The sequence below is a fragment of the Corynebacterium sp. S5S1 genome, from assembly GCF_001913985.1.
Lineage (GTDB): Bacteria > Actinomycetota > Actinomycetes > Mycobacteriales > Mycobacteriaceae > Corynebacterium > Corynebacterium marquesiae.
On record NZ_MKXT01000005.1, the window covers coordinates 16,953 to 38,074 of the forward strand.

General features: G+C 60.5%; 19 protein-coding genes. 12 read left to right on the forward strand and 7 right to left on the reverse strand.

What is annotated here, in order from left to right:
- Nucleotides 1-6 precede the first annotated feature (6 nt).
- From BKN05_RS02655 to BKN05_RS02665, 3 genes are read left to right on the forward strand one after another with little or no spacing between them, the layout of a single operon-like run.
- Complete coding sequence (locus BKN05_RS02655; protein WP_198492210.1) at nt 7-954, forward strand: L-lactate dehydrogenase; 948 nt, start codon at nt 7-9, stop codon at nt 952-954.
- Nucleotides 954-1,658 (forward strand): glycerophosphodiester phosphodiesterase family protein, encoded by a 705-nt coding sequence (locus BKN05_RS02660; protein ID WP_049377513.1) that lies wholly within the window; start codon nt 954-956, stop codon nt 1,656-1,658. Before BKN05_RS02655 ends, BKN05_RS02660 begins: the two co-directional genes overlap by 1 nt.
- A 20-nt stretch (nt 1,659-1,678) precedes the next feature.
- Nucleotides 1,679-2,599 carry a DUF5926 family protein gene (locus BKN05_RS02665; RefSeq protein WP_198492209.1) on the forward strand — a complete coding sequence of 307 codons (921 nt, stop codon included), beginning with the start codon at nt 1,679-1,681 and terminating at the stop codon, nt 2,597-2,599.
- Nucleotides 2,600-2,649: 50 nt separating this feature from the next.
- On the opposite strand, the gene BKN05_RS02670 is transcribed toward BKN05_RS02665, so the two are convergent.
- The 3 genes from BKN05_RS02670 to BKN05_RS02680 form a co-directional block, all read right to left on the reverse strand.
- The gene (locus tag BKN05_RS02670) at nt 2,650-3,888 is read right to left on the reverse strand and encodes an LCP family protein (RefSeq protein ID WP_049377515.1); all 1,239 of its coding nucleotides are present in this window, start codon (nt 3,886-3,888) and stop codon (nt 2,650-2,652) included.
- Between the two features lie 63 nt (nt 3,889-3,951).
- Nucleotides 3,952-4,650 carry a CPBP family intramembrane glutamic endopeptidase gene (locus BKN05_RS02675; RefSeq protein WP_049377516.1) on the reverse strand — a complete coding sequence of 233 codons (699 nt, stop codon included), beginning with the start codon at nt 4,648-4,650 and terminating at the stop codon, nt 3,952-3,954.
- Entirely contained in the window at nt 4,647-5,783 is a 1,137-nt protein-coding gene (locus tag BKN05_RS02680) for an amidase (protein WP_049377517.1), read from the reverse strand. Before BKN05_RS02680 ends, BKN05_RS02675 begins: the two co-directional genes overlap by 4 nt.
- A 33-nt stretch (nt 5,784-5,816) precedes the next feature.
- On the opposite strand from BKN05_RS02680, the gene pheA reads away from it, so the two are divergent.
- Both pheA and BKN05_RS02690 read left to right on the forward strand, forming a co-directional pair.
- Nucleotides 5,817-6,713, forward strand: coding sequence for a prephenate dehydratase (pheA, locus tag BKN05_RS02685; RefSeq protein ID WP_049377518.1), 897 nt, complete (start codon nt 5,817-5,819; stop codon nt 6,711-6,713).
- A gap of 9 nt (nt 6,714-6,722) precedes the next feature.
- A complete protein-coding gene (locus BKN05_RS02690) occupies nt 6,723-7,376 on the forward strand; it encodes a histidine phosphatase family protein (RefSeq protein WP_049377519.1) in 654 nt (217 codons plus the stop codon).
- Here BKN05_RS02690 and BKN05_RS02695 read toward each other — a convergent pair.
- Genes BKN05_RS02695 through BKN05_RS02705 form a run of 3 tightly spaced genes read right to left on the reverse strand, consistent with a single transcriptional unit; the run spans nt 7,373 to nt 9,579 of the window.
- Nucleotides 7,373-7,720 (reverse strand): metallopeptidase family protein, encoded by a 348-nt coding sequence (locus BKN05_RS02695; protein ID WP_049377520.1) that lies wholly within the window; start codon nt 7,718-7,720, stop codon nt 7,373-7,375. The genes BKN05_RS02690 and BKN05_RS02695 overlap by 4 nt on opposite strands.
- Nucleotides 7,720-8,793: a septum formation family protein gene (locus BKN05_RS02700; RefSeq protein ID WP_049377521.1), complete on the reverse strand. Its 1,074-nt coding sequence runs from the start codon at nt 8,791-8,793 to the stop codon at nt 7,720-7,722. The genes BKN05_RS02695 and BKN05_RS02700 overlap by 1 nt, the downstream gene beginning before the upstream one ends.
- A 36-nt stretch (nt 8,794-8,829) precedes the next feature.
- Entirely contained in the window at nt 8,830-9,579 is a 750-nt protein-coding gene (locus tag BKN05_RS02705; protein WP_049377522.1) for a GntR family transcriptional regulator, read from the reverse strand.
- Between the two features lie 65 nt (nt 9,580-9,644).
- On the opposite strand from BKN05_RS02705, the gene serS reads away from it, so the two are divergent.
- The 6 genes from serS to BKN05_RS02735 all read left to right on the forward strand — a co-directional run bounded on the left by serS (nt 9,645) and on the right by BKN05_RS02735 (nt 17,731).
- The gene (gene serS / locus BKN05_RS02710) at nt 9,645-10,901 is read left to right on the forward strand and encodes a serine--tRNA ligase (protein WP_049377523.1); all 1,257 of its coding nucleotides are present in this window, start codon (nt 9,645-9,647) and stop codon (nt 10,899-10,901) included.
- A gap of 101 nt (nt 10,902-11,002) precedes the next feature.
- The gene (locus BKN05_RS02715; RefSeq protein ID WP_286687883.1) at nt 11,003-12,538 is read left to right on the forward strand and encodes a lysophospholipid acyltransferase family protein; all 1,536 of its coding nucleotides are present in this window, start codon (nt 11,003-11,005) and stop codon (nt 12,536-12,538) included.
- 298 nt (nt 12,539-12,836) lie between these two features.
- The gene (locus BKN05_RS02720) at nt 12,837-14,561 is read left to right on the forward strand and encodes a glycerol-3-phosphate dehydrogenase/oxidase (RefSeq protein ID WP_049377525.1); all 1,725 of its coding nucleotides are present in this window, start codon (nt 12,837-12,839) and stop codon (nt 14,559-14,561) included.
- A gap of 3 nt (nt 14,562-14,564) precedes the next feature.
- Nucleotides 14,565-15,302 carry an MIP/aquaporin family protein gene (locus BKN05_RS02725; protein ID WP_049377526.1) on the forward strand — a complete coding sequence of 246 codons (738 nt, stop codon included), beginning with the start codon at nt 14,565-14,567 and terminating at the stop codon, nt 15,300-15,302.
- 28 nt (nt 15,303-15,330) lie between these two features.
- Nucleotides 15,331-16,878 carry a glycerol kinase GlpK gene (glpK, locus tag BKN05_RS02730; RefSeq protein ID WP_049377527.1) on the forward strand — a complete coding sequence of 516 codons (1,548 nt, stop codon included), beginning with the start codon at nt 15,331-15,333 and terminating at the stop codon, nt 16,876-16,878.
- 22 nt (nt 16,879-16,900) lie between these two features.
- Nucleotides 16,901-17,731: an HAD family hydrolase gene (locus BKN05_RS02735; protein WP_049377528.1), complete on the forward strand. Its 831-nt coding sequence runs from the start codon at nt 16,901-16,903 to the stop codon at nt 17,729-17,731.
- On the opposite strand, the gene BKN05_RS02740 is transcribed toward BKN05_RS02735, so the two are convergent.
- The gene (locus tag BKN05_RS02740; protein WP_049377529.1) at nt 17,728-19,626 is read right to left on the reverse strand and encodes an N-acetylmuramoyl-L-alanine amidase; all 1,899 of its coding nucleotides are present in this window, start codon (nt 19,624-19,626) and stop codon (nt 17,728-17,730) included. The two genes, BKN05_RS02735 and BKN05_RS02740, sit on opposite strands and share 4 nt — an antisense overlap.
- A gap of 146 nt (nt 19,627-19,772) precedes the next feature.
- Between BKN05_RS02740 and glf the strand changes: the two genes are divergently transcribed.
- On the forward strand, nt 19,773-20,969 hold the full coding sequence (gene glf, locus BKN05_RS02745; RefSeq protein ID WP_049377530.1) for a UDP-galactopyranose mutase: 1,197 nt from the start codon (nt 19,773-19,775) through the stop codon (nt 20,967-20,969).
- Nucleotides 20,970-21,122: the final 153 nt, after the last annotated feature.

Consider the following 21,122-nt stretch of genomic DNA (forward strand, 5'->3'; position numbering starts at 1 on the left):
GGGGTCATGGCAAATCATGTTGGAAACAAAGTAGTCCTCATCGGCGCCGGCGATGTGGGAGTCGCTTACGCTTTCGCTCTCATCAACCAAAGCATCGTTGACCACCTGGCAATCATCGACATCGATGAAAAGAAGCTAGAAGGCAACGTCATGGACCTCAACCACGGTGTTGTCTGGGCCCCTACCCGCACCCGCGTCACCAAGGGCACCTACGCCGATTGCGCAGACGCCGATATGGTCGTCATCTGCGCCGGTGCCGCACAGAAGCCGGGCGAGACCCGCCTGGACCTGGTGGGCAAGAACGTCAAGATCATGAACAGCATCGTCTCTGACGTCATGGCGAATGACTTTGATGGCATCTTCTTGGTTGCCTCCAACCCAGTGGATATCCTGACCTACGCCGTATGGAAGGCTTCCGGCCTGGACCACAAGCGCGTCATCGGCTCGGGCACCGTGCTGGACTCCGCTCGTTTCCGCTACATGCTGGGCGAGCTGGAAGATGTTGCACCGAAGTCCGTACACGCCTACATCGTGGGCGAGCACGGCGATTCCGAGCTGCCGGCCGTCTCCACCGCGAATATCGCTGGTGTCCCGTTGTCCAAGAAGCTGGACTCGGATCCGGAGTATGCAGAGCGCATCGAGAAGATCTTCGAAGACACTCGCGATGCCGCCTACTCCATCATTGACGCTAAGGGCTCTACTTCCTTTGGCATCGGCATGGGCCTGGCCCGTATCACCGCCGCCGTCATCCAGAACCAGGACGTGGCGCTGCCAGTATCTGCTTACCTGCAGGGTGAATACGGAGTAGAGGATCTCTACATCGGCACCGCTGCCATCATCAACCGTTCCGGCATCGTGCGCGCGATTGAGCTGGATCTCAATGAGCACGAAAAGGAGCGTTTCGATGCTTCTGCTAAGACACTGAATGACATCAAGGAAGAGTTCTTCGGCTAGTGAAGATTATCGCTCATAGGGGATACTCCGGAAAATATCCGGAGCTATCCCCTCTAGCTTTTGAAAAAGCCCTAGATTTGCCAATTCACGGCGTCGAGTGCGATGTGCGCTTGACGCGCGATGGAAAAGTAGTGGTTCAGCACGATCCCACGTTGGACCGCACCGCGGGGCGCCCCGGCCGCATTTCCAAGATGGACTGGGAAGAATTGCGTGGCGTTGACATCGGTTCGGGCCAGCGCATGATGCTTCTCGACGAACTCTTGGAACTACTCGAGGGCACACCGCACCACCTTTATATCGAGACTAAGCACCCCTCCGGGCAGGGCGACATCCTGGAGGAGCAAACGGTGCTGCGCTTGCGTTATGCGGGGCTTTTTGACGACCCCCGGATCCACGTCATTTCCTTTTCCCACCACGCCATCCGCCGCATGCAGAATTTGGCGCCGCACATGGACCGGATTTATCTTCGTCGCGATTGGGAGCGCCACGTCAACCGTCCCGATCTAATGCTGTCCAAGCCCACCGCGCTCGGCGTATCGTTGCTGCGCGCGAAGCTGCGGCCGGCAATTATCGGCGCGCAGGGATTGCCCACCTACCTGTGGACCGTAGACAAACCGGAGGATATGAAGTGGGCGTGGGCGAACGGGGTAGATATGCTCGCCACCAATCAGCCCGAAGTGGCCCTGCATGCCATTGAGCTCTAGTAAGCAGGTATCTTGGAGGCATGGCCAAGAAGAAAAAGAACAAGGAACAGCTGCCTGAGGGCATGTCCCGCCGCCAGGCAAAGCTCGCTGCCCGCGCCAAGGAGCGCGCCGCCCTGGAAAAGGATCCCCGCCCCTACGGCGGACTTGCTGCGGAGGCCTCCCTGGTCGCCATGCAGGAGTTCGTCCCCTCTGCTTTTGCCAAGCTTGATGTCAAAGGCTGCGATAAGAACGTGTATGTAGCCACCGTCCTGCCGGGTGCTTCTGCCGCGCTTATTCGGGACACCGAATTTGGCGGAGATGCTTTCGTAGGCCTGCAGGTGCAGTCCCACACCCACAACCCAGGCCGCGACCTCGCTTTTGCCCTTAACTGGGTGAAGAATAACGAGCCGGGCGCCACCCTGGAATCCACCGCGGCCGACGGCTCGGAGCCGAAGCTGGAGGAGCTTATCGATGCCTCCGCTACCCTCGACGTGCAGGTTCACCAGGACTTCGAATGGTGGATTCCGGAGGGAGCACAGGTCACCCCGCAGATTGCGCAGTCGCTACGCGCGGCAAATGATTCCGTCATCGAGTCTCACCAGGTGGGCGAGAACATCACTGGTGCAGCCTTTTGGGCAAATGCCGGCGGCGGCAAGGCCCACATCCGTTGGGTCCGCCCCAATGACGATGAATCCTCGTTCCTGAACGCGCTGGCGCGCGTCGCCGCCCGCGGCGAGCTGAACTTGGGCGAGGGCACCAAGTTCGCCGGTGTTTTCCGCACCCACGGTCTCATCGCTCCGGTCTTCGACTTGGATCCAGAGGTTGACCACGCTTCTTATGAGGACCACCTCACGCGCGTGGACAAGGCCTTGGAGGAAGAAATCTCTAATGATGCCCAGCTGAGCGCCGATGAGCGCAAGCAACTAGAAAACATCAAGTCCCGCCAGGTGACCCTGCGCTAAAGAGAGGAAAATGGCCCTTCCCCGGTAGAGGAAGGGCCATTTTTTGATCGCTATTTGAGAGAATCCCACAACTCGGCGGCTGCTCCATCGTCCCAGAGGACGACGTTGCCTACCTCGGTGTCTTGGAAACCGCCGATGGGGACGGTCTCGGTGTCTACACCGGAGCCCATGGCAAGTGCCACGCGGGCGAGGTGCCAGATGTGGTCGCCCTCGTCCACGATGAACGAGGAGGCGGTGTGGTTGACCAAGGAGAAGGCGCGGAATGGGTTAATCAGGGTGGCCGGGGAAGCAACCTTATCCAATAGGGCGGAGAAGAATTCGCGCTGTCGCTGCACGCGGTCAAGGTCACCCATGGCGGTGGCGCGGGTGCGCACGTAACCGAGGGCGTCGCGGCCCTTGAGCTTCTGGCAGCCATCTTGGAGATCAATGCCGGCCAGCGGGTCATTGATGGGTTCCTTCACGCATACGTCTACGCCGCCGACGGAGTCGACCACGTTGGCTAGGCCGCCCATGCCGATCTCGGCGTAGTGGTCGATGCGCAGACCGGTCGTGCCCTCGACGGTTTGGACAAGGAGCTGCGGTCCACCGTAGGTAAAGGCAGCATTGATCTTGTCCATGCCAAAACCGGGGACTTCCACGTAGCTATCGCGTGGGATGGAAACGAGCTTGGCCTTGCCGGTGCGTGGGATATGCAGCAGCATGATGGTGTCGGTGCGGCCCTCGCCCACATCACCACCGGTGCCCAGTTCAGCCTGCTGTTCCTCGCTGAGGCCTTGGCGGGAGTCAGAACCGACGAGCAACCAATTGGTGCCGGCGGTATTAGACACTTGTTCTTCTGGCAGCGCCTCCACGCGGGTGAGGCGGGCATCGGTCCAGAACATGAAGACGAGGTTGAATACCAGCAGGACGACGAGCGCCAAGCCAACGCACCCGAGGGCGCGCTTGGCCGGATTGACCTTTTTGCGCCGACTGTGCGGGCGCTGCCGGGGTGCAGGGCGCGGCGTGGTGCGACGAGGCGGGCGCTGCTGCGCACTGTACTGGCTGGGGTAGCGGCTCGGTGTTGGCGGCGGAGTGCGGCGCGGGGGCTGTTGCTGTGGCTGCGGAGCGCGGAAGGATTGTTGCTCGGGTTCCACGCGCCGCGGCGCCGGGCGGGCGGAGGAACGGCGTCGAATGGGGCGGCCGTATCGATCCTTGAGGGGACGTCCATCGGCCCCAAGGACGAATTCAGTGGAGGAATCGTCGCCGGCGCGGCGGGCCTCCCTATGCGGATCTCGTCCTGATTCAGTCATGCGCTATACCTTACAAGGAGCAGCGAGCAACGCCTGCCTCACGACGTCCCCTTAAGGGCATTTTCACAGGAAGGAATAACCCACGAAAGCGACGGCGTCGATAAGAAAATGCGCTATGACCAAAGGCCATACCCGCCCCGTGCGGTGGTAGTAATAGCCGTAGATTAACCCCATGATGATATTGCCACATCCAGCGGAAATACCCTGGTAGAGGTGGTAAGAACCGCGGAGAATGGAGCTTGCGGCCAGCGTGGCTGGCAGCGACCAGCGGGCCTGGCGCAAGCGCGTCATAAGCCACATCACCACCACGGTTTCTTCCGCGAAGGCGTTGGCAGCGGCCTTGAGGAGGGAAACGGGGATTTCCACCCAGGCATTGGCGAAGTCGCCCGGGATGACTTCCTTGCTCCACCCCAATTGCACCGCCGCGAAATACAGGGCGAGCCCCGGGATGCCAATGAGGGCGGCAAGCCCTGCGCCTTCGAGCCAGTCGCGGGTGCGGTGGGGCCGGGGCACTATGTGATCCTTGGCCAGCAGGAAAAGCGCTAAGGCTCCATAGGAAAAGAGCACGGCGGCCGAGCACAGCTGCAGGCCCATATCCACCCAGGCAAGAGAGGACTGGCTGGAATTGAGCGTGACCGATTGTTCGTTGAGCCGGTGCGGGGAGGCCAGGGAATTGATGAGGTTTAATACCGCCCGCACCCCGGAAATACCAAAGGTGAGGGTGAGGACGATGAGAAGCTCGGCACGTAAAGACTTGGTCATGGGTGCAGGATGTGGGCGAGGCCGAGGAGGGCGGCGTCGGAAAGCGTAATGCCTCCCAGGTGTACGCCCACCGGCGGGTGATTGGGTACGGCCCACGGCACGGAAATAGCTGGCAGACGGGCCATGTTGAACAGGGAACCCCACGGCGACCACCGGGTCTGGGCTGCGAAATTCTCCGCATGGGGCAGGGACAGGAAAGAACCAATACGCGGCGGGTCCGTGGTCAGCATTGGGGTGAGGATGGCATCGACGCCCCATTCCTGGGCCAGCAAGCCGGGTAGTTGCCGGACATGCGCCCGCGCCGCGGCCAGCTCAGCGGAGCTAACGCGCCGGCCCTGCTGAGCAATCCATTCGGCGTAGCCCGCCGCCGGGTTGAGCCCCGCTAGGCGGGAGGTAAAGGTCGTGCGGAAATGCGCAAAGGTGGCCCGGGCCTGCGGATACGGGGAAACGGGCACCACGGTGAAGCCGGCTGCCTGTAGGCGTTGGGCGGCCTCGCGGGTGGCGCGCAGATGGTGGGCATCGACGCTGGCATCACAAAACAGCGGCTCTACCAGCAGGCCGATGCGGGCGCGCGGGGTGATCATGCGGTGGCCATGCAGAAAGGCATTATCGGCCACGGTCCGGGTGATAAAGCCCTGCACACCCAGTTCTTTTCCTGCCGGTTTAAAGCCCACCACGCCGCAGGCCGCGGCCGGCACTCGGATGGAACCGCCGCCATCGCTGGCGTGCGCCGCGCGCAGCAACCCGCGCGCGATCTGTACCGCCGCACCGCCCGAGGAACCACCCGGTGTGCAGCCGGGATAAAGGGGATTATCGGGATGGGGCAGGCCCACCGGTTCCGTATCCACGCGCAGGCCCAACTCCGGCGTGGAGGACTTACCGATGATGCGCGCACCTTGCTTCTCCAAGGCCTCGATGAAGGCATCGCTGCGCTCGGGGTAGTAGGTGCGATCGGTATTTCCCAAGGTCGTGGGCATGCCGCGGACATCGCAGAGATCCTTGGCGGAGAGGACCCAGCCGCTCAGCCGGCCGCGGCCGGAGGGCTCGCGGTCCACATCCAGGTAGGTGAAACCGTGCTCCTCGGGGGTAAGGCCGTGCAGATCCGCGCGGAGTTGTTCTACGGAAAAGTCCATGGGGTACCAGTTTAGTGGGCTAAGGTGACGTGCATGACTACCACCATCGCCTTCCTGGGGCCGGCCGGAACCTTTACGGAAGCGGCCGTGCATAAGTTTGCCGCGCACCTGCCGCAGGTAGAGACCCTGCCGGTTGGCTCGCCTTCGGAGGCTGTGGCCGCCGTGCGCGCTGGGCAAGCCGAGTACGCCTGCGTAGCCATTGAAAATTCCGTCGACGGCGCGGTCACCACCACCTTTGATGCGCTGGTTGAAGCCGAACCGGTGCAGATTTACCGCGAGGTGGATATCCCCGTGGCCTTTAGCATCATGACCCGGCAAGGCACGGGCGACATTGCGCGGCTGAGCACCCACCCGGTGGCGTTCCAGCAAATCCGCGGCTGGGTAAAAGACAATCTGCCGAAGGTAGAGTTCGTGCCGGCCAGTTCCAATGCCGCCGCGGCCGAGGCTGTAGCCCGTGGGGAAGCGGATGCGGCCGCAGCGCCGGCGCGGGCCGCCGAGATCTTTGGGCTGGAGACCATCGCCCAGGGCGTGGCAGATGTTGAGGGCGCCGCAACGCGCTTTGTCCTGGTGGGGCGTCCGGGAAAACCCACTGCAAGGACTGGCCAGGACCGCACCAGCGTCATCTTCACCCTGCCAAATGAACCGGGCAGCCTGGTGGGGGCGTTGCAGGACTTTGCGCACCGCGGGGTGGACCTATCCCGGATTGAGTCGCGCCCTACACGGGAGGCCTTTGGCACGTACCGCTTCTACGTGGACCTTATCGGGCACATTGACGATCAGCCGGTGGCGGAGGCGCTGCGGGCCCTGTGGTTGCGGGCAGAGGACCTGCTTTTCCTCGGCTCCTGGCCGGCGGCAACCCCTGCGGGCAAGCCACCGCGCGATCTGGCAGCGGCGGATGATTGGGTAGCGCGGGCGCGCAGGGGCCAATAATCTAGAAGCATGCCCGGAAGAATTATCCTGCTGCGTCACGGCCAGACCTATTCCAATATTTCCCGCCTCCTCGATACCCGCCCGCCCGGGGCAGAGCTTACCGAGCGCGGGCGCGACCAAGCCACGGAGGTAGGCCGGGAGCTAGCGCAGTTGGTGGGCGAGCGCGAGGTGGAATTTAAATGCTCCATTGCCCTGCGCGCTCAGCAGACCGCGATGCTGGCGGCACGTGCCTTTGAGCAGGAGCGCGGTATGCCGGAGTTTTCTCAGCGCGTTGACGTAATCTCCGGCGTGCACGAAATTTTCGCCGGTGACTGGGAGATGGACGGTAGCGAAGATGCCCATCGGTCGCACATGGTGGCTATGCGTGGCTGGTGCGATGGTGAGCGCGGCGCCGGGATGGAAGGCGGCGAGATCTTGGAGGATGTGCTGGCGCGCTACCAGCCGGTGCTGGAGGGCATTGCGAAGCAGCTTGGCGACGACCACGATGTCATTCTCGTCAGCCACGGCGCCGCTATCCGCGTGCTCACCAAACACGCCACGGGTGTTGATGCCGACTTTGCCTATACCGGCTACCTGGCCAATTGCCGCTTTATGGTGATGGAACCGCGCGGCAAGGACTTTGGTGAGTGGACGTTAACCCAGTGGGCGGATACGGAGCTCTAGCCCCAGCCCAAGCGGTGTAGCTCCTCTTCCTCGAGGCCAAAGTAATGGCCGAGTTCGTGGAATACGGTGACCTTAACCTGCTCTGCTAATTCTTCCTCGCTGCCGGACCAGCGCTGCAGCGTGTTCCGGTAAATGAAGATCGCATCGGGCAGGAAACCGGTGTGATCGAAGGTGCGGTGCGGCAGTGCGACGCCTTCGTAGAGCCCTAGCAGCATAGGGTTATCGGGATTTTCATCTTCAACCAAGATGACGAGGTTGCGCATGCGGCGCACGAATTCCTCGGGGACTTGATCCAGCGCCTCGTTGACCATCTCATCGAAGCGCTCTTCTGATACCTCGACCATTAGGGTGCTGGGGCCGGTGCGGGGGCGGCAGACTCGGGTGCCGGACTATTGTCTTTGTCCTCACGCAGTGGATTGCGCTCAGGGCGTTCCTCTGGCGGTTGACCGTCGATAGTCAGCGCCTGGCGACCACCGGTAGCGGAACCGGTGATGGCAGAGAAACCGCCGCCTTCGCGGGCATGCACAAGGGAGCAATTGACGGATTTGGTGCCGCCATTCCACGAGGCCTCGGTGATAGAGCCCCAGAATGGTTGCAGCGTGGACTGGTAGAGCTGCTCCTCGCCGCCAAGGTAGTCCTCAGTAGCGGCGGTACACGTATCGGACAGGAACTTGTCCATATCCTTGCCGTCCGGGTAGCCGTCAGGGAACTGCTTGCCCACATCGATGACGGAAACGGTCTCCATTTGGTGGGGCTTCGCGCAGTCGACGACGTGCGGAACTTGCTTGTCATCGATGGCCAAGCACTCGCCCGGCTTGGCGAGGTTTGCCTGCTCGGAGGCCTCGACGTTGCCGGTAGTAAGCTGTGGTACGCCGTGATCATCGGTGGTTTGCAGGCCACACAGCAAGGTGCGGTCGCCGCGATCCCAAGCGGACTGCGGCGGCAGAATGGACGCCACATCGTACTTACCATTCGGATCCCACTTCCCGTGCAGATAGCCCACGGTGGCGGATTCGCACAGCTCATCGCGCAATTGGTGTTGGCGGGTAAGCGCTGGGCGGGTGGCATCAGGGCCGAATTCGCTGGTGGGGTAGACGCTCAGGTCTTCGGTCTTGGAAACCTCGAAGCGGTGTTGTTCGGAGCACGGTACTTCCTTGAACCCGGTGGCGGAGCCATCCTGGGCGATGTCCCACGTCAAGCAAGCGCCGGCGGCCGCAGCGGTGAAGGGCTCCGGTTTAGGAGCGGCGGTTTCTGAAGTATCCCCACTCTTGTGCTGCTGGGCAGCGGTAGTATCTTCGCCACCCGATTTGTGGGAGCTGATAACGCCATAGATGCCCATGAAAACGGCCGCCGCGATTGCCGCAATCAAGACAATCTGGACGGCCACAGCGGAACGCCACGCAGGTGATTTCTTCATAAGGCCCTTAATCTTACCTGTTAAGCAGGGCGCTGGCTAGATACTGTTCTCCCTAGCCACCCGGGTAGTCAGGCGGTAGCGGTCGGTGCGGTAGACGGAGGAACACCACTCCACCGGCCTATCGCCCGAGCGAGAGTAGCGCACGATGTGCAGCAGTGGGGTGCCCACAGGGACGTCGAGAAGCGGGGCAGTGTCCGCATTGGCTGAAATCGCCGAGACCGTTTGATCCGCATCGGTGATGGGGACGTCAAAGACGGAGTCGAGGATGGCGTAGACCGAATTGTAGGTGTCATTTTCTAGCAGGCTGGGCGCATACGTGGAGTTATACCAGCCGTCATCAATGGAGTAGGGCTCGCCATCGCCCAAGCGCAGGCGGCGCAGATGAATATGTTCGGTTTGGGCAGGCGTATCAAAAAAGAGGGCGGCATCCTCCGGGGCGCTGCTGCGTCCGCTGGTAAGGATTTTGGAGGAGGCAGTGACGTCTTGTGCGCCCATCTCATCCGAGAATGAGGCTAGGTGGAGCCGGGAGACAAGGGGATTGGGCGCTACGAAGGTGCCCTTTCCGCGGACGCGCCGCAGTTTTCCGGCCGCGACAAGATCCCCGATGGCGCGGCGTACCGTGATCCGTGACACGCCATAGGTTTCTTCAAGAAGCCTCTCGCCGGGCAGGATATCGCCGGGTTTGAGGGTCGTGCGGCACAATTCTTCGAGGATATCGTGCAATTGGGTGTGTTTTGGAACGGGACCGTCCGTAATTGTGCGGGCGGGGAGCTGAACGGCGGACATAAAGCCATCATAATTCGCTGGTTATTACCACCGCAAGACGTTGCCAATACGCTAAACTTACATTCGTGATTGATCTCAAGCTACTCCGCGAAAACCCCGACGTTGTCCGTGCTTCCCAGGTGAACCGAGGTGAGGATCCCTCCCTCGTAGACCAGCTCTTGGAAGCTGATGAGCAGCGCCGCACTGCTATCCAAAAGGCCGACGAACTGCGCTCTGAGCAGAAGGCTTTTGGCAAGAAGATTGGCCAAGCCTCCCCAGAGGAGCGTCCGGCACTGCTGGAGGGCTCTAATGAGCTGAAGGCCAAGGTCAAGGAGGCGGAAGAGACACAATCTGCCGCTGAGGCCAAGGTGGAAGAGCTGCAGTACAAGCTCGATAACGTGGTTGAAGGTGCCCCGGCCGGCGGCGAAGATGACTTCGTAGTGGTAGAAGAAGTAGGCCAGATTCCTGAGTTCGACTTCGAGCCAAAGGATCACCTTGAGTTGGGCGAGTCCCTCGGTCTCATTGACGTCAAGCGCGGCGCTAAGGTAGGCGGCGCTCGTTTCTACTACCTCACTGGCGATGGCGCCTTCCTGCAGCTGGGAATGCTGATGCTCGCGGCGCAGAAGGCGCGCGAAGCCGGTTTCAAGCTGATGATCCCGCCAGTTCTGGTTCGCCCAGACATTATGTCCGGCACCGGTTTCTTGGGCCAGCACTCCGATGAGGTTTATTACCTACCGGCCGATGATATGTACCTGGTAGGCACCTCTGAGGTGGCCCTTGCCGGTTACCACAAGGATGAGATCATCGACCTCTCCAATGGCCCGCTGCAGTACGCCGGCTGGTCCTCCTGCTTCCGCCGTGAGGCTGGCTCCCACGGTAAGGACACTCGCGGCATCCTGCGCGTCCACCAATTCGACAAGCTGGAGATGTTTGTCTACTGCAAGCCGGAGGACGCGGAAGAAATGCACCAGCGCCTTCTGTCCATGGAAAAGGACATGCTTGCAGCCATGGAACTGCCCTACCGCACCATCGATATTGCCGGTGGCGACCTCGGTTCTTCGGCGGCCCGCAAGTTCGACAATGAGGCTTGGGTTCCTACCCAAGGCACCTACCGTGAGCTGACCTCCACCTCGAACTGCACCACCTTCCAGGCTCGCCGCCTGTCCACCCGCTACCGCGACGAGAACGGCAAGACCCAGATCGCAGCTACCCTGAACGGCACGCTGGCGACTACCCGCTGGCTCGTTGCCATTCTGGAAAACCACCAGCAGGCTGACGGCTCCGTCGTTGTTCCTGAGGCCCTGCGCCCGTTCGTGGGCAAGGATGTCCTGACCCCGCAGTAAGTCCGCCGTCGTCCTGGAGAGTTATGAACGCTGCGACGAATTTCCTGTACCGCCAGATCACCCACATTGGCAGGGGGGTGACTCTGGCACAGGGGTTAAAAATGCGCCTTTCGGGGGAAGAAAATATCCCCGATAAGGGCGGCGCGGTGTTGGTCTGCAACCACACCGGCTATATGGATTTCCTTTTTGGCGCCTTTTTGGCCTATCGCAAGAAGCGTCTCGTACGCTTCCTGGCTAAAGCTGGAATCTTTAAAGCCCCAGTGGCAGGGCCTTTGTTGAAGGCCATGCACCACGTGCCAGTTGACCGTATCGATGGCAGCGCCTCCTTCCACCAAGCGGTACAGCTGGCCAAGGACGGCGAACTCGTGGGCGTGTTTTCTGAAGGCACAATTTCCCGCAGCTTTGAAATCCGCAGCATGAAAAGTGGCGCCTCCCGCATTGCCTATGAGGCGGGGGTGCCGGTAATCCCACAGGTCATTTTTGGTTCGCAACGCCTGTGGACCAAGGGACACAAAAAGAACCTGGGACGGACCAAGACGCCTGTCTTTATTACCGCCCTCGAACCGTACTATCCCACCGGTGATGCGGAGGCTGATACCGCGGAGATTCGACGCCGTATGCAAGAGGCGTTGGAAGGACTATGGGAGCAGTACGAAGCCGAATTTGGGCCCATGCCTGCCGGTGAATACTGGGTGCCCGCCCGTAAAGGTGGAGGGGCTCCTACCCTTGATGAGGCAGAAGCTCGCGATGCTGAAGTGGAGACCGAACGTCACCGCGTACGCCGACTGCGCGACGATCTAGTGGGCCTCAAAGAACGCGTCTCCGTTACTACGGTTGACTTGGTGCGCAATCACATGACCGCCGCCAAGGGAACGGACGGGGAGGAGCCAAAGAATAAGGCGCGCACCGCCCCGGAGACCTTGGAGTGGATCAAACACAACCTCAACGCCGTGGTTGAAGAGGCAACCCGCGGCTTGGATGAAGGCCGCGACAAGGTCGCGGATGTCATGGCGCAGCTGAAGTCGGATGTGGCGCAAACCCAAGCGTCCATCACGGCCAGCAGTAAGGAGATATGGGCCGGTTCCGTAGCAGAGCAGGGCCTGTTGGCGGCAGCTACCCAATCCCGGCTTATCGTCTCACGCTTGCCGCACCGCATGAAGGCGCAATTCTCTTCCATCCCTCGCGTGATAGTGGCGCACAGCAGCGCGCTGAATTGGGAAGATGGCGCGCTGACTCCGCGATTGCACAAGGCTTTGGCGGAGATCTACCCGGCGGCCGAAGTCCTGATCGTGATATCACCCGCCGGTGAGGTGGATGTTCCGCAGGCCGTGTGGAGCGTTGTCCTTGATGAGGATGCTGTGCAGCCGCGTCTCGATACCAATGCACTCTCCGTCACTGCCGCAACCGCGGTACAAGGCGTGGAGCGCATCCTCGAGGATCTGCAAGCTAAGCCGGAAGAGGCCCTGGTTTTTGCTAACGAGCCAGGCGACGAGGATTTCCTTGATTGGATGCCGGTGGTGGCTTTGGAAACTGCCCCTATTGAGGTGGTCAAGGGCGCCCAAGCGGTCACATATTCTGCGGAGAAAGCCGGAATGTCCGAAGTGCTTGAAGTGATGGCGCGGTTAGCGCAGAAATAGCGCGGACTTTGCGTCTGCTTTGCACCCCCGCGAGGGGGTGCTTTTTCTTTTTGGGTGGCTAAGTATTTTAGGAAAAGTTACTGCTTACGGGCCTGAAACCTACGTGTGAGTAACCATCTGTGTAACTGACGTCCGTGACTCCTATCATAGGTTTAAGGAGATAAAATCTCTGCAGCCGCGGTGTGAATCTTTCCACCGAAACCACAATTTAACTGCTCTTAGCTGTGCTTTTGCCATCTCATTCATGGATCTATGGCGCAGGCACATGCAAGCACCAAGGAAGGAGATGCGGTCAGCAATGACCCAGCAAAGCAACCAATCCTTTAACCCCGAATACTTTGAAAATCTATGGAATGGATACGCGGATGAGGACTACGACGTAGTCATCATCGGTGGCGGTTCCGTAGGCGCCGGTGCGGCAGCGGACGCCGCTACCCGTGGCCTCAAGACCGCCGTCATTGAGGCGCGCGACTTCGCCGCAGGTACCTCTTCTCGCTCCTCCAAGATGTTCCACGGTGGCCTGCGCTACCTAGCCATGTTTGACTTCCGCCTAGTGGCGGAGTCCCTCAAGGAGCGCGAGCTGAACATGTCTACCCTGGCACCCCACCTAGTGAAGCCGCTGAAGTTCATCTTCCCGCTGACCCACCACGTATGGGAGCGCGTGATGATGTTCGGTGGCTTTACTCTTTATGACCTCATGGGTGGCGCCAAGAGCGTCCCTATGCAGAAGCACCTGACCCGAAAGGGCGTGCTTAAGGTAACCCCGGGCCTGAAAGAAGATGCCATTGTGGGCGGCGTGCGCTACTACGACACTTTGGTTGATGACGCCCGCCACACCATGACCGTCCTGCGTACCGCTGCCGAGTACGGCGCTGATGTTCGCACCAATACCGAGGTCATTGGCTTTGACAAGGACCGCGGGGGCCGCATCGTAGGCGCTAAGGTTCGCGATACCGCTACCGGCCGCGAGACCACCGTGCGCGGCAAGGTCTTTATCAACGCCACCGGCGTGTGGAATGACAAGATTCAAGAGATGGCCGGCGTGGAGGGCAAGTTCACCGTTCACGCCTCCAAGGGCGTGCACATCGTCGTGCCGAAGGATGCGCTTGATGCAGAGGCAGCCCTGTGCTTCGTCACCGAAAAGTCCGTCCTCTTCGTTATCCCATGGGGCGAGTACTGGATCATCGGTACCACCGATACCGATTGGGAAAAGGGTCTCTCCTTGCCGGATCCGGCGCCGACCAAGTCCGATATTGACTACATTCTGGACCAGGTAAACCAGCGCGTACGCCGCCAGATCACCCGCGATGACATCGTGGGTGTCTACTCCGGCCTGCGCCCGCTGCTGTCCGGCAAGTCCGATTCCACCACCAACCTCTCCCGCAACCACGCCGTCGCACGCGTGGCCCCAGGCATGGTCTCTGTCGCCGGCGGTAAGTACACCACGTACCGCGTCATCGGTAAGGACGCCGTGGACCTAGCGGTGAAGGAACTGGGTACCAAGGTCCCAGAGTCCATCACCGAGCAAACTCCGATCCTGGGTGCCGCCGGCTATCACGCTTTGGCCAACCAGGTCCCGTCCTTGGCTCGTCGCTACAACCTGAGCGAGAAGTTCATTGAGCACCTGCTCGGCCGCTATGGCTCTTTGCTGGGCGAGGTCCTAGCGCCAGCTACTGAGGACGCCTCCCTGCTCGAGCCAGTGCCAGGTGCCGAGTCCTACCTGTGGGCCGAGGTCCGCTACGCCGTTACCCACGAGGGTGCATTGCACTTGGAAGACATCCTGTCCCGCCGCCTGCGCATCGCCATCGAGTTCGGCGATCGCGGTGTGAACGCCGCCCCGGCCGTTGCTGATTTTGTAGCACCGCTGCTGGGCTGGAGCGATGCCGACAAGGAGCGCGAGGTATCCCAATTCAAGGCCCACACACAGGCCGAACTTGAAGCAGAAGCTGCGGTAACTGACCGTGAGGCCAATGACATTTTGGTACGCGCAGGATCCGCCCGACCTACCCAAAACGAGGTATAAGTTATGACCGGATCTGATGCATTCCTGTGGGAGTTTATCGGCACTGCGTTGCTGCTCCTTCTAGGTAACGGCGTATGTGCGCTGGTGAACCTGCGCACCTCTGGCGCACGCGGCTCCGATTGGGTCGTTATCGCCCTGGGTTGGGGTATGGCGGTCTTCGTCGGCGCGAGCGTGGCCGATCCCACGGGCGGGCACCTTAACCCCGCCGTCACCGTAATGTTGGCCGTCAATGGCTCGCTCGAGTGGTCTCTGGTGCCGTATTACCTCCTGGGCCAGATCCTCGGCGCTATCCTCGGTGCCATCCTGGCATGGGCTGCCTTCAAGCAGCTTTTCGACGCCAATAATTACGACGACGCCGGAAACGTCACCGGTGCCAATAAGGACACCAACGGTATCTTCTTTACCAAGCCGGCACATCCTAAGAACGGCTGGAATGCGGTGACGGAGTTCATCGCCACCTGCGTGCTGTTGATGTTCATCGCCTTCGGCCCCACCGGCGGCGAGCTTGGCCCAATGAGCTACTTTGCCGTTGCTTTCGTTGTGGTGTCGGTCGGCCTGTCCCTGGGTACCCCTACGGGTTATGCCATCAATCCGGTCCGTGACCTGGGCCCGCGAATTGCTTATGCATTCATCTTGCCCATCCAGGACAAAGGTAGCGCGAACTGGGGCTATGCTTGGGTTCCTATCGTGGCCCCATTGGTCGCGGCCGTAGCCGTTGGCCTGTTGTCCGTTGCGCTCTAATTCCATCTTCGTATAGGAGACTAGACACATGACTAACAAGAAATACGTCGCCGCTATCGACCAGGGAACCACGTCGACGCGCTGCATCATCTTTGACCACAACGGCGAGCAGGCTGCCGTTGGCCAGCTCGAGCACGAGCAGATCTTCCCGGAAAAAGGCTGGGTAGAACACGATCCGGAAGAAATCTGGAGCAATACCCGTCGCGCCGTCGGTGAGGCTCTTGCCAATGGCGACATCACCGTGGAAGACATTGACTCGGTAGGTATCACCAACCAGCGTGAGACCACCGTGGTGTGGGATAAGCACACCGGTAAGCCGGTCTACAACGCCATTGTCTGGCAAGATACCCGTACCACCGCCATCTGTAAGGAACTCTCGGGTGAGGAAGGACCAGAAAAGTGGCGCCGCCGCACCGGTCTGATCATCAACTCCTACCCGGCGGGACCGAAGGTGAAGTGGATCCTCGATAACGTCGAAGGTGCCCGCGAGCGTGCTGAGGCAGGCGACCTGCTCTTCGGCACCATAGATAGCTGGCTGCTGTGGAACCTCACCGGCGGCGCCGAGGGCGATGCCGGCCGCGAAGCGCTGCATGCCACCGACGTCACCAACGCCTCCCGCACCCTGCTTATGGACATCGAAAAGCTGGAGTGGGATGAGGAATTGTGTAAGGAAATGGGCATCCCGATGTCCATGCTGCCGGAGATTCGCCCGTCCCTGGGCGATTTCCGTACCGTGCGTGAGCGCGGTTCGCTTTCCGGTGTGCCTATCCGCGCCATCCTGGGTGACCAGCAGTCTGCGATGTTTGGCCAAGGCTGCTTCCGCGCAGGTTCCGCAAAGAATACCTACGGAACCGGCCTGTTCCTCCTGCTGAACACGGGTACCACCCCGAAGTTCTCCGAGAACGGCCTGCTGACCACCGTCTGCTTCCAGCGCGAGGGCGAGCGCCCCGTGTATGCCCTCGAGGGTTCTGTATCCATGGGCGGTTCCCTGGTGCAGTGGCTGCGCGATAACCTGCAGATCATCCCCAACTCTGCGTCCATCGAAAACCTCGCGCGCGAAGTGAAGGATAACGGCGGCGTTTATATCGTGCCGGCCTTCTCCGGGCTCTTCGCTCCGTACTGGCGCCCGGATGCTCGCGGCGTCATCGTGGGCCTGACCCGCTTTGCTAACCGCAAGCACTTGGCTCGCGCCGTGCTCGAATCCACCGCGTACCAGACGCGCGATGTTGCCGACGCTATGGTGGCGGACTCCGGCGTGGAGATTACCGAGCTGCGCGTGGATGGTGGCATGACCATGAATGAACTGCTGATGCAGTTCCAGTCCGATATCCTCGGCGTGGAAGTACACCGCCCGAAGAATATCGAGACCACCGCCACCGGCGCGGCCTTCGCGGCAGGCTTGGACAATGGCTTCTGGGATGACCTGAGCGTTTTGGGTAGCCAGGAAGGAGACATGAAGGTGTTTAAGCCGAAGCGCGAGAAGGAAGAGGTAGAGGCCCTCTACCGCGACTGGAAGCGCGCTATTAAACGTTCCTTGGACTGGGAGGATAATGAGGACGAGGACCTGAACATCTAAGTCCTGACGTAAACTCGCGGGTATGGAGAATTTCCCTTCCTGCGCTCCTCGCCTCATCGCGAGCGATATTGACGGCACCCTGCTGGACCGCAACCACCGTGTCCCGCGTCGCAACCGTGACGCAGTGGCGCGGGCGGTCCAACAGGGTGCCTATTTTGCGCTTTCTACCGGCCGTCCGTTCCGCTGGATTGCCCCGGTGCTGGAGCAGCTGTCCGCGCGGCCGGTATGCGTGACCTCGAACGGCGCTGTGTTGTATGACTCCGCGGAGGACCGCGTGATGTCCGCCCACGAGCTTTCACCCGCAGCGTTGGCGGAAGTGGTGGATGTGGCCCAGACCGTACTGGGCACCGTGGGCTTCGGCGCGGAGCGGGCTGGAGGCTCGCTTGCCGACGCCGTCGAGGACCTCTTCGTAGTCGAGCGCCACTACTCCGAAAACGCCCTGTTTGAGGGCTTCGGCGTGGTCAGCATGGGTGAGCTAGTGGGGCAGCCGGCGGTGAAGTTCCTCATCCGCAACACGGACTACTCCGCCCCAGAGCTCTATGAGCTCATTGCGCCGCACATCGATCCGGAGCTCGCGCACCTGACGTATTCCATGCAAGAGGGAATTTTGGAGGTTGCCGCGCCCAATGTGACTAAGCGCCGCGGGGTGGAATGGCTGGCGCAGCACACCGGCGTCGCCCAGCAGGAGACGATCGCATTTGGGGATATGCCCAACGATATCGAGATGCTGCGCTGGGCTGGTTGCGGTGTGGCCATGGAAAACGCCCACCCGGAGGTTAAGGCGGCCGCGGATGCGGTCACCGTGGCTAACCACCAGGCGGGCGTCGCAAAGGTGCTAGAGCGCTGGTTCTAGTCGGTGAAGATGTCTACCTTTTCCGTTTCGGTGTTGTAGACAATCTCGCCACCCTGGAACTTCACGCGGATTTCCTTGCCATTCTTTTCCTCGTTGGAGAGAGGCAGGCCGAGCTTGGAGGCATTATCGCCCTCGGACCACTTCTTGGCGATCTCACCCGTCAACGCCTTGGTGCCGGACTCCTTGGAGGAAAGCACCACGCCATTCTGGAAGAGCTGGTAGAGGATTTTGCCGCCATCGGTGGTATCCGGGCCGCCGACTGCTAGACCCAAGACCGGGCCGAAGGCATTGAGCACGGAGGTCCACGATTCCTTCAAGCCCTCGTTGTTGGAGACTTGGACAACCTTGTTGACAATCTCCGGGATATCCCCGGTGGTCAAATTGCCCGCCACCTTCTGATCGGTATCAGGCTTCTGCAGGCGGTCATTGGCGATGAGCACGCCGAAGACTGCGGCAGCGATTCCAGCGAGTGCGGAGATGGTCGAGACTGGGACCTCGACGTCGCCCAGCGAGGACATGATTTCTTCGCCCGCCTGCTGCGGGGTCTTGGGGGTATTTGGCCGTGGAGACTCTTGCCAGTTCAGGTCCGTGCTGTTCTTGCCGGACTTGATGGCGTCCGCCTTGCGCTTGGTGTTCTTACGGATTTCATCCCAATGGCGCGTGGTGTACTGGCCCGGGCAGGCCGTGTAGTGAAAATCATTATGGCCCGCGAACGCCGGCACGGTGGCCATGGTTCCTGCAGGGAACTTGGAGCCGTTGAATCCGCCGGAGTACAAGCTGGCCTTGCCCATTGGATCGATGCCAGAAATAGCGGCCTTCCAGCCAGCAATCTCGGCCACGGAGTTGAGCATCTCGCGGGAAGGCTCAGCCTGCTCGTAGTTGCCAATCATGGAAATGCCCCAGTTATTGGAGTTGAAGCCACCCACGTGGGCACCTTGTACGGCCTTGTCCAAGCCGCCGTAGCGGCCTTCATAGATGGTACCGAACTTATCTACCAGTACGTTGTAGCCGATATCGCACCAGCCCAGGGTCTGCGCATGGTAGTCGTAGGCACCGCGTACCTGTGCCGCTGCCTGCGCGCGGGTGTAGTTATTAGTACCTGCGGTGTGGTGCAGGGTCATGGCCTTGATGCCATCGTCGTAGGTTGGCTGCTGGCAGCGCTTAGATTCGTCTGCTCCCCAGCCGGCGCGGGTGACTACCTTGGGCATGCCCGCGGTTTCTGCGGTGGGCTCGATGGCTTCGCCTTCTTGGGCGTTGCCGTCGATAAACACGGCGTCGAGATCCGCAACCTGGGTGCGCTCATCGGCCACGGGGGAGATATCGCCGACGTTGTACGCAAGCGGCGCGGGGCGGTTGGCATCAGCGCCCTTGGCGGCCTTGTCCAGGAGGGAATCTTCCTTCTTGTCGAGGTTGGAACCGGTCACGAGGTCAACGTTGGCCATAGAAACCTGCACATCGTTGGTATCGCCCACGAAGATGAGTTCGGTGCCGTTCTTGCCCTCGGTGTAATTCATTGCATCCATGGGCAGCCATTCGCTCCAGGAACCGTCCTGCTGCTTGGAGCGGACGAAGGAATTGATATCTCGCTTGCCCTCCCAGGTGACGGCAAACATGTTGAAGGTTTCGTCGCGGTGGAACTGCTTGACCGCGCGGCGGCCTTCGCCGTCGCCCTGAGCGGCTACGGCTGGGTCATCGACGACGATGGATTCGCCGTCACTGAAGCTAGAGGAGGAATTCTTGACCTCAATGGGACCGCCGTTGCCGGAGTCTTGGGTCTTGAGAACTTGCTGTCCGCCGAATGCGGCCGTCACGGCGAGCGCGATGGAAGTGACCGCCGCGATGACGGGGGTGGACCATTTTGACCTGGTGGGTACTAGTCGACGTCGTTGTTGCACTGTTATCTCCCTGGGGTTGTGCAGCTGTAAAAACCGTTGCCAAAAGTTAAGAGTTGATAGTGATGGTACGTTTGTGACTTCTGTGAAATCTGTTGCGACACGCCGATGCACCGTGTCAGCTGCCGTAGTGCAATAAAGTGGAGGCCATGACTTCTTATGACCTCATCGTTGTTGGCTCTGGATTTTTTGGTCTAACGGTTGCCGAGCGTGCCGCTAGTCAGCTGAATAAGAAGGTGCTCATTGTGGAGCGCCGCAATCACCTCGGCGGCAATGCCTACTCCGAGGCCGAACCCACCACCGGAATCGAGGTGCACAAGTACGGCGCGCACCTCTTCCACACCTCTAATAAGCGCGTGTGGGATTACTGCAATAAGTTCACCGACTTCACCGACTACCAGCACCGCGTGTTTGCCATGCACGATGGCACCGCCTACCAATTCCCGATGGGCCTGGGTCTTATCAATCAGTTCTTCGGCCGCTACTACTCCCCGGATGAGGCCCGCCAGCTCATTAAGGATCAGGCCGGCGAATTCTCCCCGGAAGAGGCACAAAACCTGGAGGAGAAGGCCATCTCGCTCATCGGTCGCCCGCTGTATGAGGCCTTCATCCGCGATTACACCGCAAAGCAGTGGCAGACCGATCCGAAGGAGCTGCCGGCCGCGAATATCACCCGCCTGCCGGTGCGCTATACCTTCAATAACCGCTACTTCAACGACACCTATGAGGGCCTGCCGGTCGACGGTTACGCGGCATGGCTAGAAAACATGGCTGACCATGACAATATTGAGGTCCGCCTGGATACCGATTGGTTCGAGGTGCGCGAAGAGCTGCGCGCCGAGTCCCCAGATGCGCCCGTGGTCTACACCGGCCCACTGGATCGCTACTTTGATTTTGCCGAGGGCGAGCTGGGCTGGCGCACCCTCGACTTTGACTTGGAGGTGCTGGATACCGGTGACTTCCAGGGCACCCCGGTGATGAACTACAACGATGCGGACGTGGACTACACCCGCATCCATGAGTTCCGCCATTTCCACCCGGAGCGCAAGGATAAGTACCCGAAGGATAAGACGGTCATCATGAAGGAGTATTCGCGTTTTGCCGATAAAGGCGATGAGCCGTACTACCCAATCAATACCCCAGAGGACCGCACCAAGCTGGAGGCTTACCGACGCCGCGCTGCCGCCGAGGCACGCGGGAACAACGTTCTTTTCGGCGGCCGCCTGGGCACCTACCAGTACCTCGACATGCATATGGCCATTGCCTCCGCGCTGAGTATGTTCGACAACAAGCTGGCTCCGTTCTGGAACGAAGGCAAGGCGCTTGAGCAGAAGCGCGGCCACTAAGCCGAAATCCGTCAACAGAACACTTAACACTCAACACACCACCCAACACACCACACTATGGAGTGTTGGGTGGTGTGTTGTATGTAGTGTTGTGTAGACCGGGAAAATTATGATTTACCTGCAAAATCATCCCGTACTGTGAGAATTTCGGAC

Bases quoted from the DNA above. Each gene is read 5' to 3' on its own strand.
- BKN05_RS02655 (WP_198492210.1), top strand. From the start codon at position 7: ATGGCAAATCATGTTGGAAACAAAGTAGTCCTCATCGGCGCCGGCGAT.
- BKN05_RS02665 (WP_198492209.1), top strand. From the start codon at position 1,679: ATGGCCAAGAAGAAAAAGAACAAGGAACAGCTGCCTGAGGGCATGTCC.
- BKN05_RS02670 (WP_049377515.1), bottom strand. From the start codon at position 3,888: ATGACTGAATCAGGACGAGATCCGCATAGGGAGGCCCGCCGCGCCGGC.
- BKN05_RS02675 (WP_049377516.1), bottom strand. From the start codon at position 4,650: ATGACCAAGTCTTTACGTGCCGAGCTTCTCATCGTCCTCACCCTCACC.
- BKN05_RS02680 (WP_049377517.1), bottom strand. From the start codon at position 5,783: ATGGACTTTTCCGTAGAACAACTCCGCGCGGATCTGCACGGCCTTACC.
- pheA (WP_049377518.1), top strand. From the start codon at position 5,817: ATGACTACCACCATCGCCTTCCTGGGGCCGGCCGGAACCTTTACGGAA.
- BKN05_RS02690 (WP_049377519.1), top strand. From the start codon at position 6,723: ATGCCCGGAAGAATTATCCTGCTGCGTCACGGCCAGACCTATTCCAAT.
- BKN05_RS02695 (WP_049377520.1), bottom strand. From the start codon at position 7,720: ATGGTCGAGGTATCAGAAGAGCGCTTCGATGAGATGGTCAACGAGGCG.
- BKN05_RS02700 (WP_049377521.1), bottom strand. From the start codon at position 8,793: ATGAAGAAATCACCTGCGTGGCGTTCCGCTGTGGCCGTCCAGATTGTC.
- BKN05_RS02705 (WP_049377522.1), bottom strand. From the start codon at position 9,579: ATGTCCGCCGTTCAGCTCCCCGCCCGCACAATTACGGACGGTCCCGTT.
- BKN05_RS02715 (WP_286687883.1), top strand. From the start codon at position 11,003: ATGCGCCTTTCGGGGGAAGAAAATATCCCCGATAAGGGCGGCGCGGTG.
- BKN05_RS02720 (WP_049377525.1), top strand. From the start codon at position 12,837: ATGACCCAGCAAAGCAACCAATCCTTTAACCCCGAATACTTTGAAAAT.
- BKN05_RS02725 (WP_049377526.1), top strand. From the start codon at position 14,565: ATGACCGGATCTGATGCATTCCTGTGGGAGTTTATCGGCACTGCGTTG.
- glpK (WP_049377527.1), top strand. From the start codon at position 15,331: ATGACTAACAAGAAATACGTCGCCGCTATCGACCAGGGAACCACGTCG.
- BKN05_RS02735 (WP_049377528.1), top strand. From the start codon at position 16,901: ATGGAGAATTTCCCTTCCTGCGCTCCTCGCCTCATCGCGAGCGATATT.
- glf (WP_049377530.1), top strand. From the start codon at position 19,773: ATGACTTCTTATGACCTCATCGTTGTTGGCTCTGGATTTTTTGGTCTA.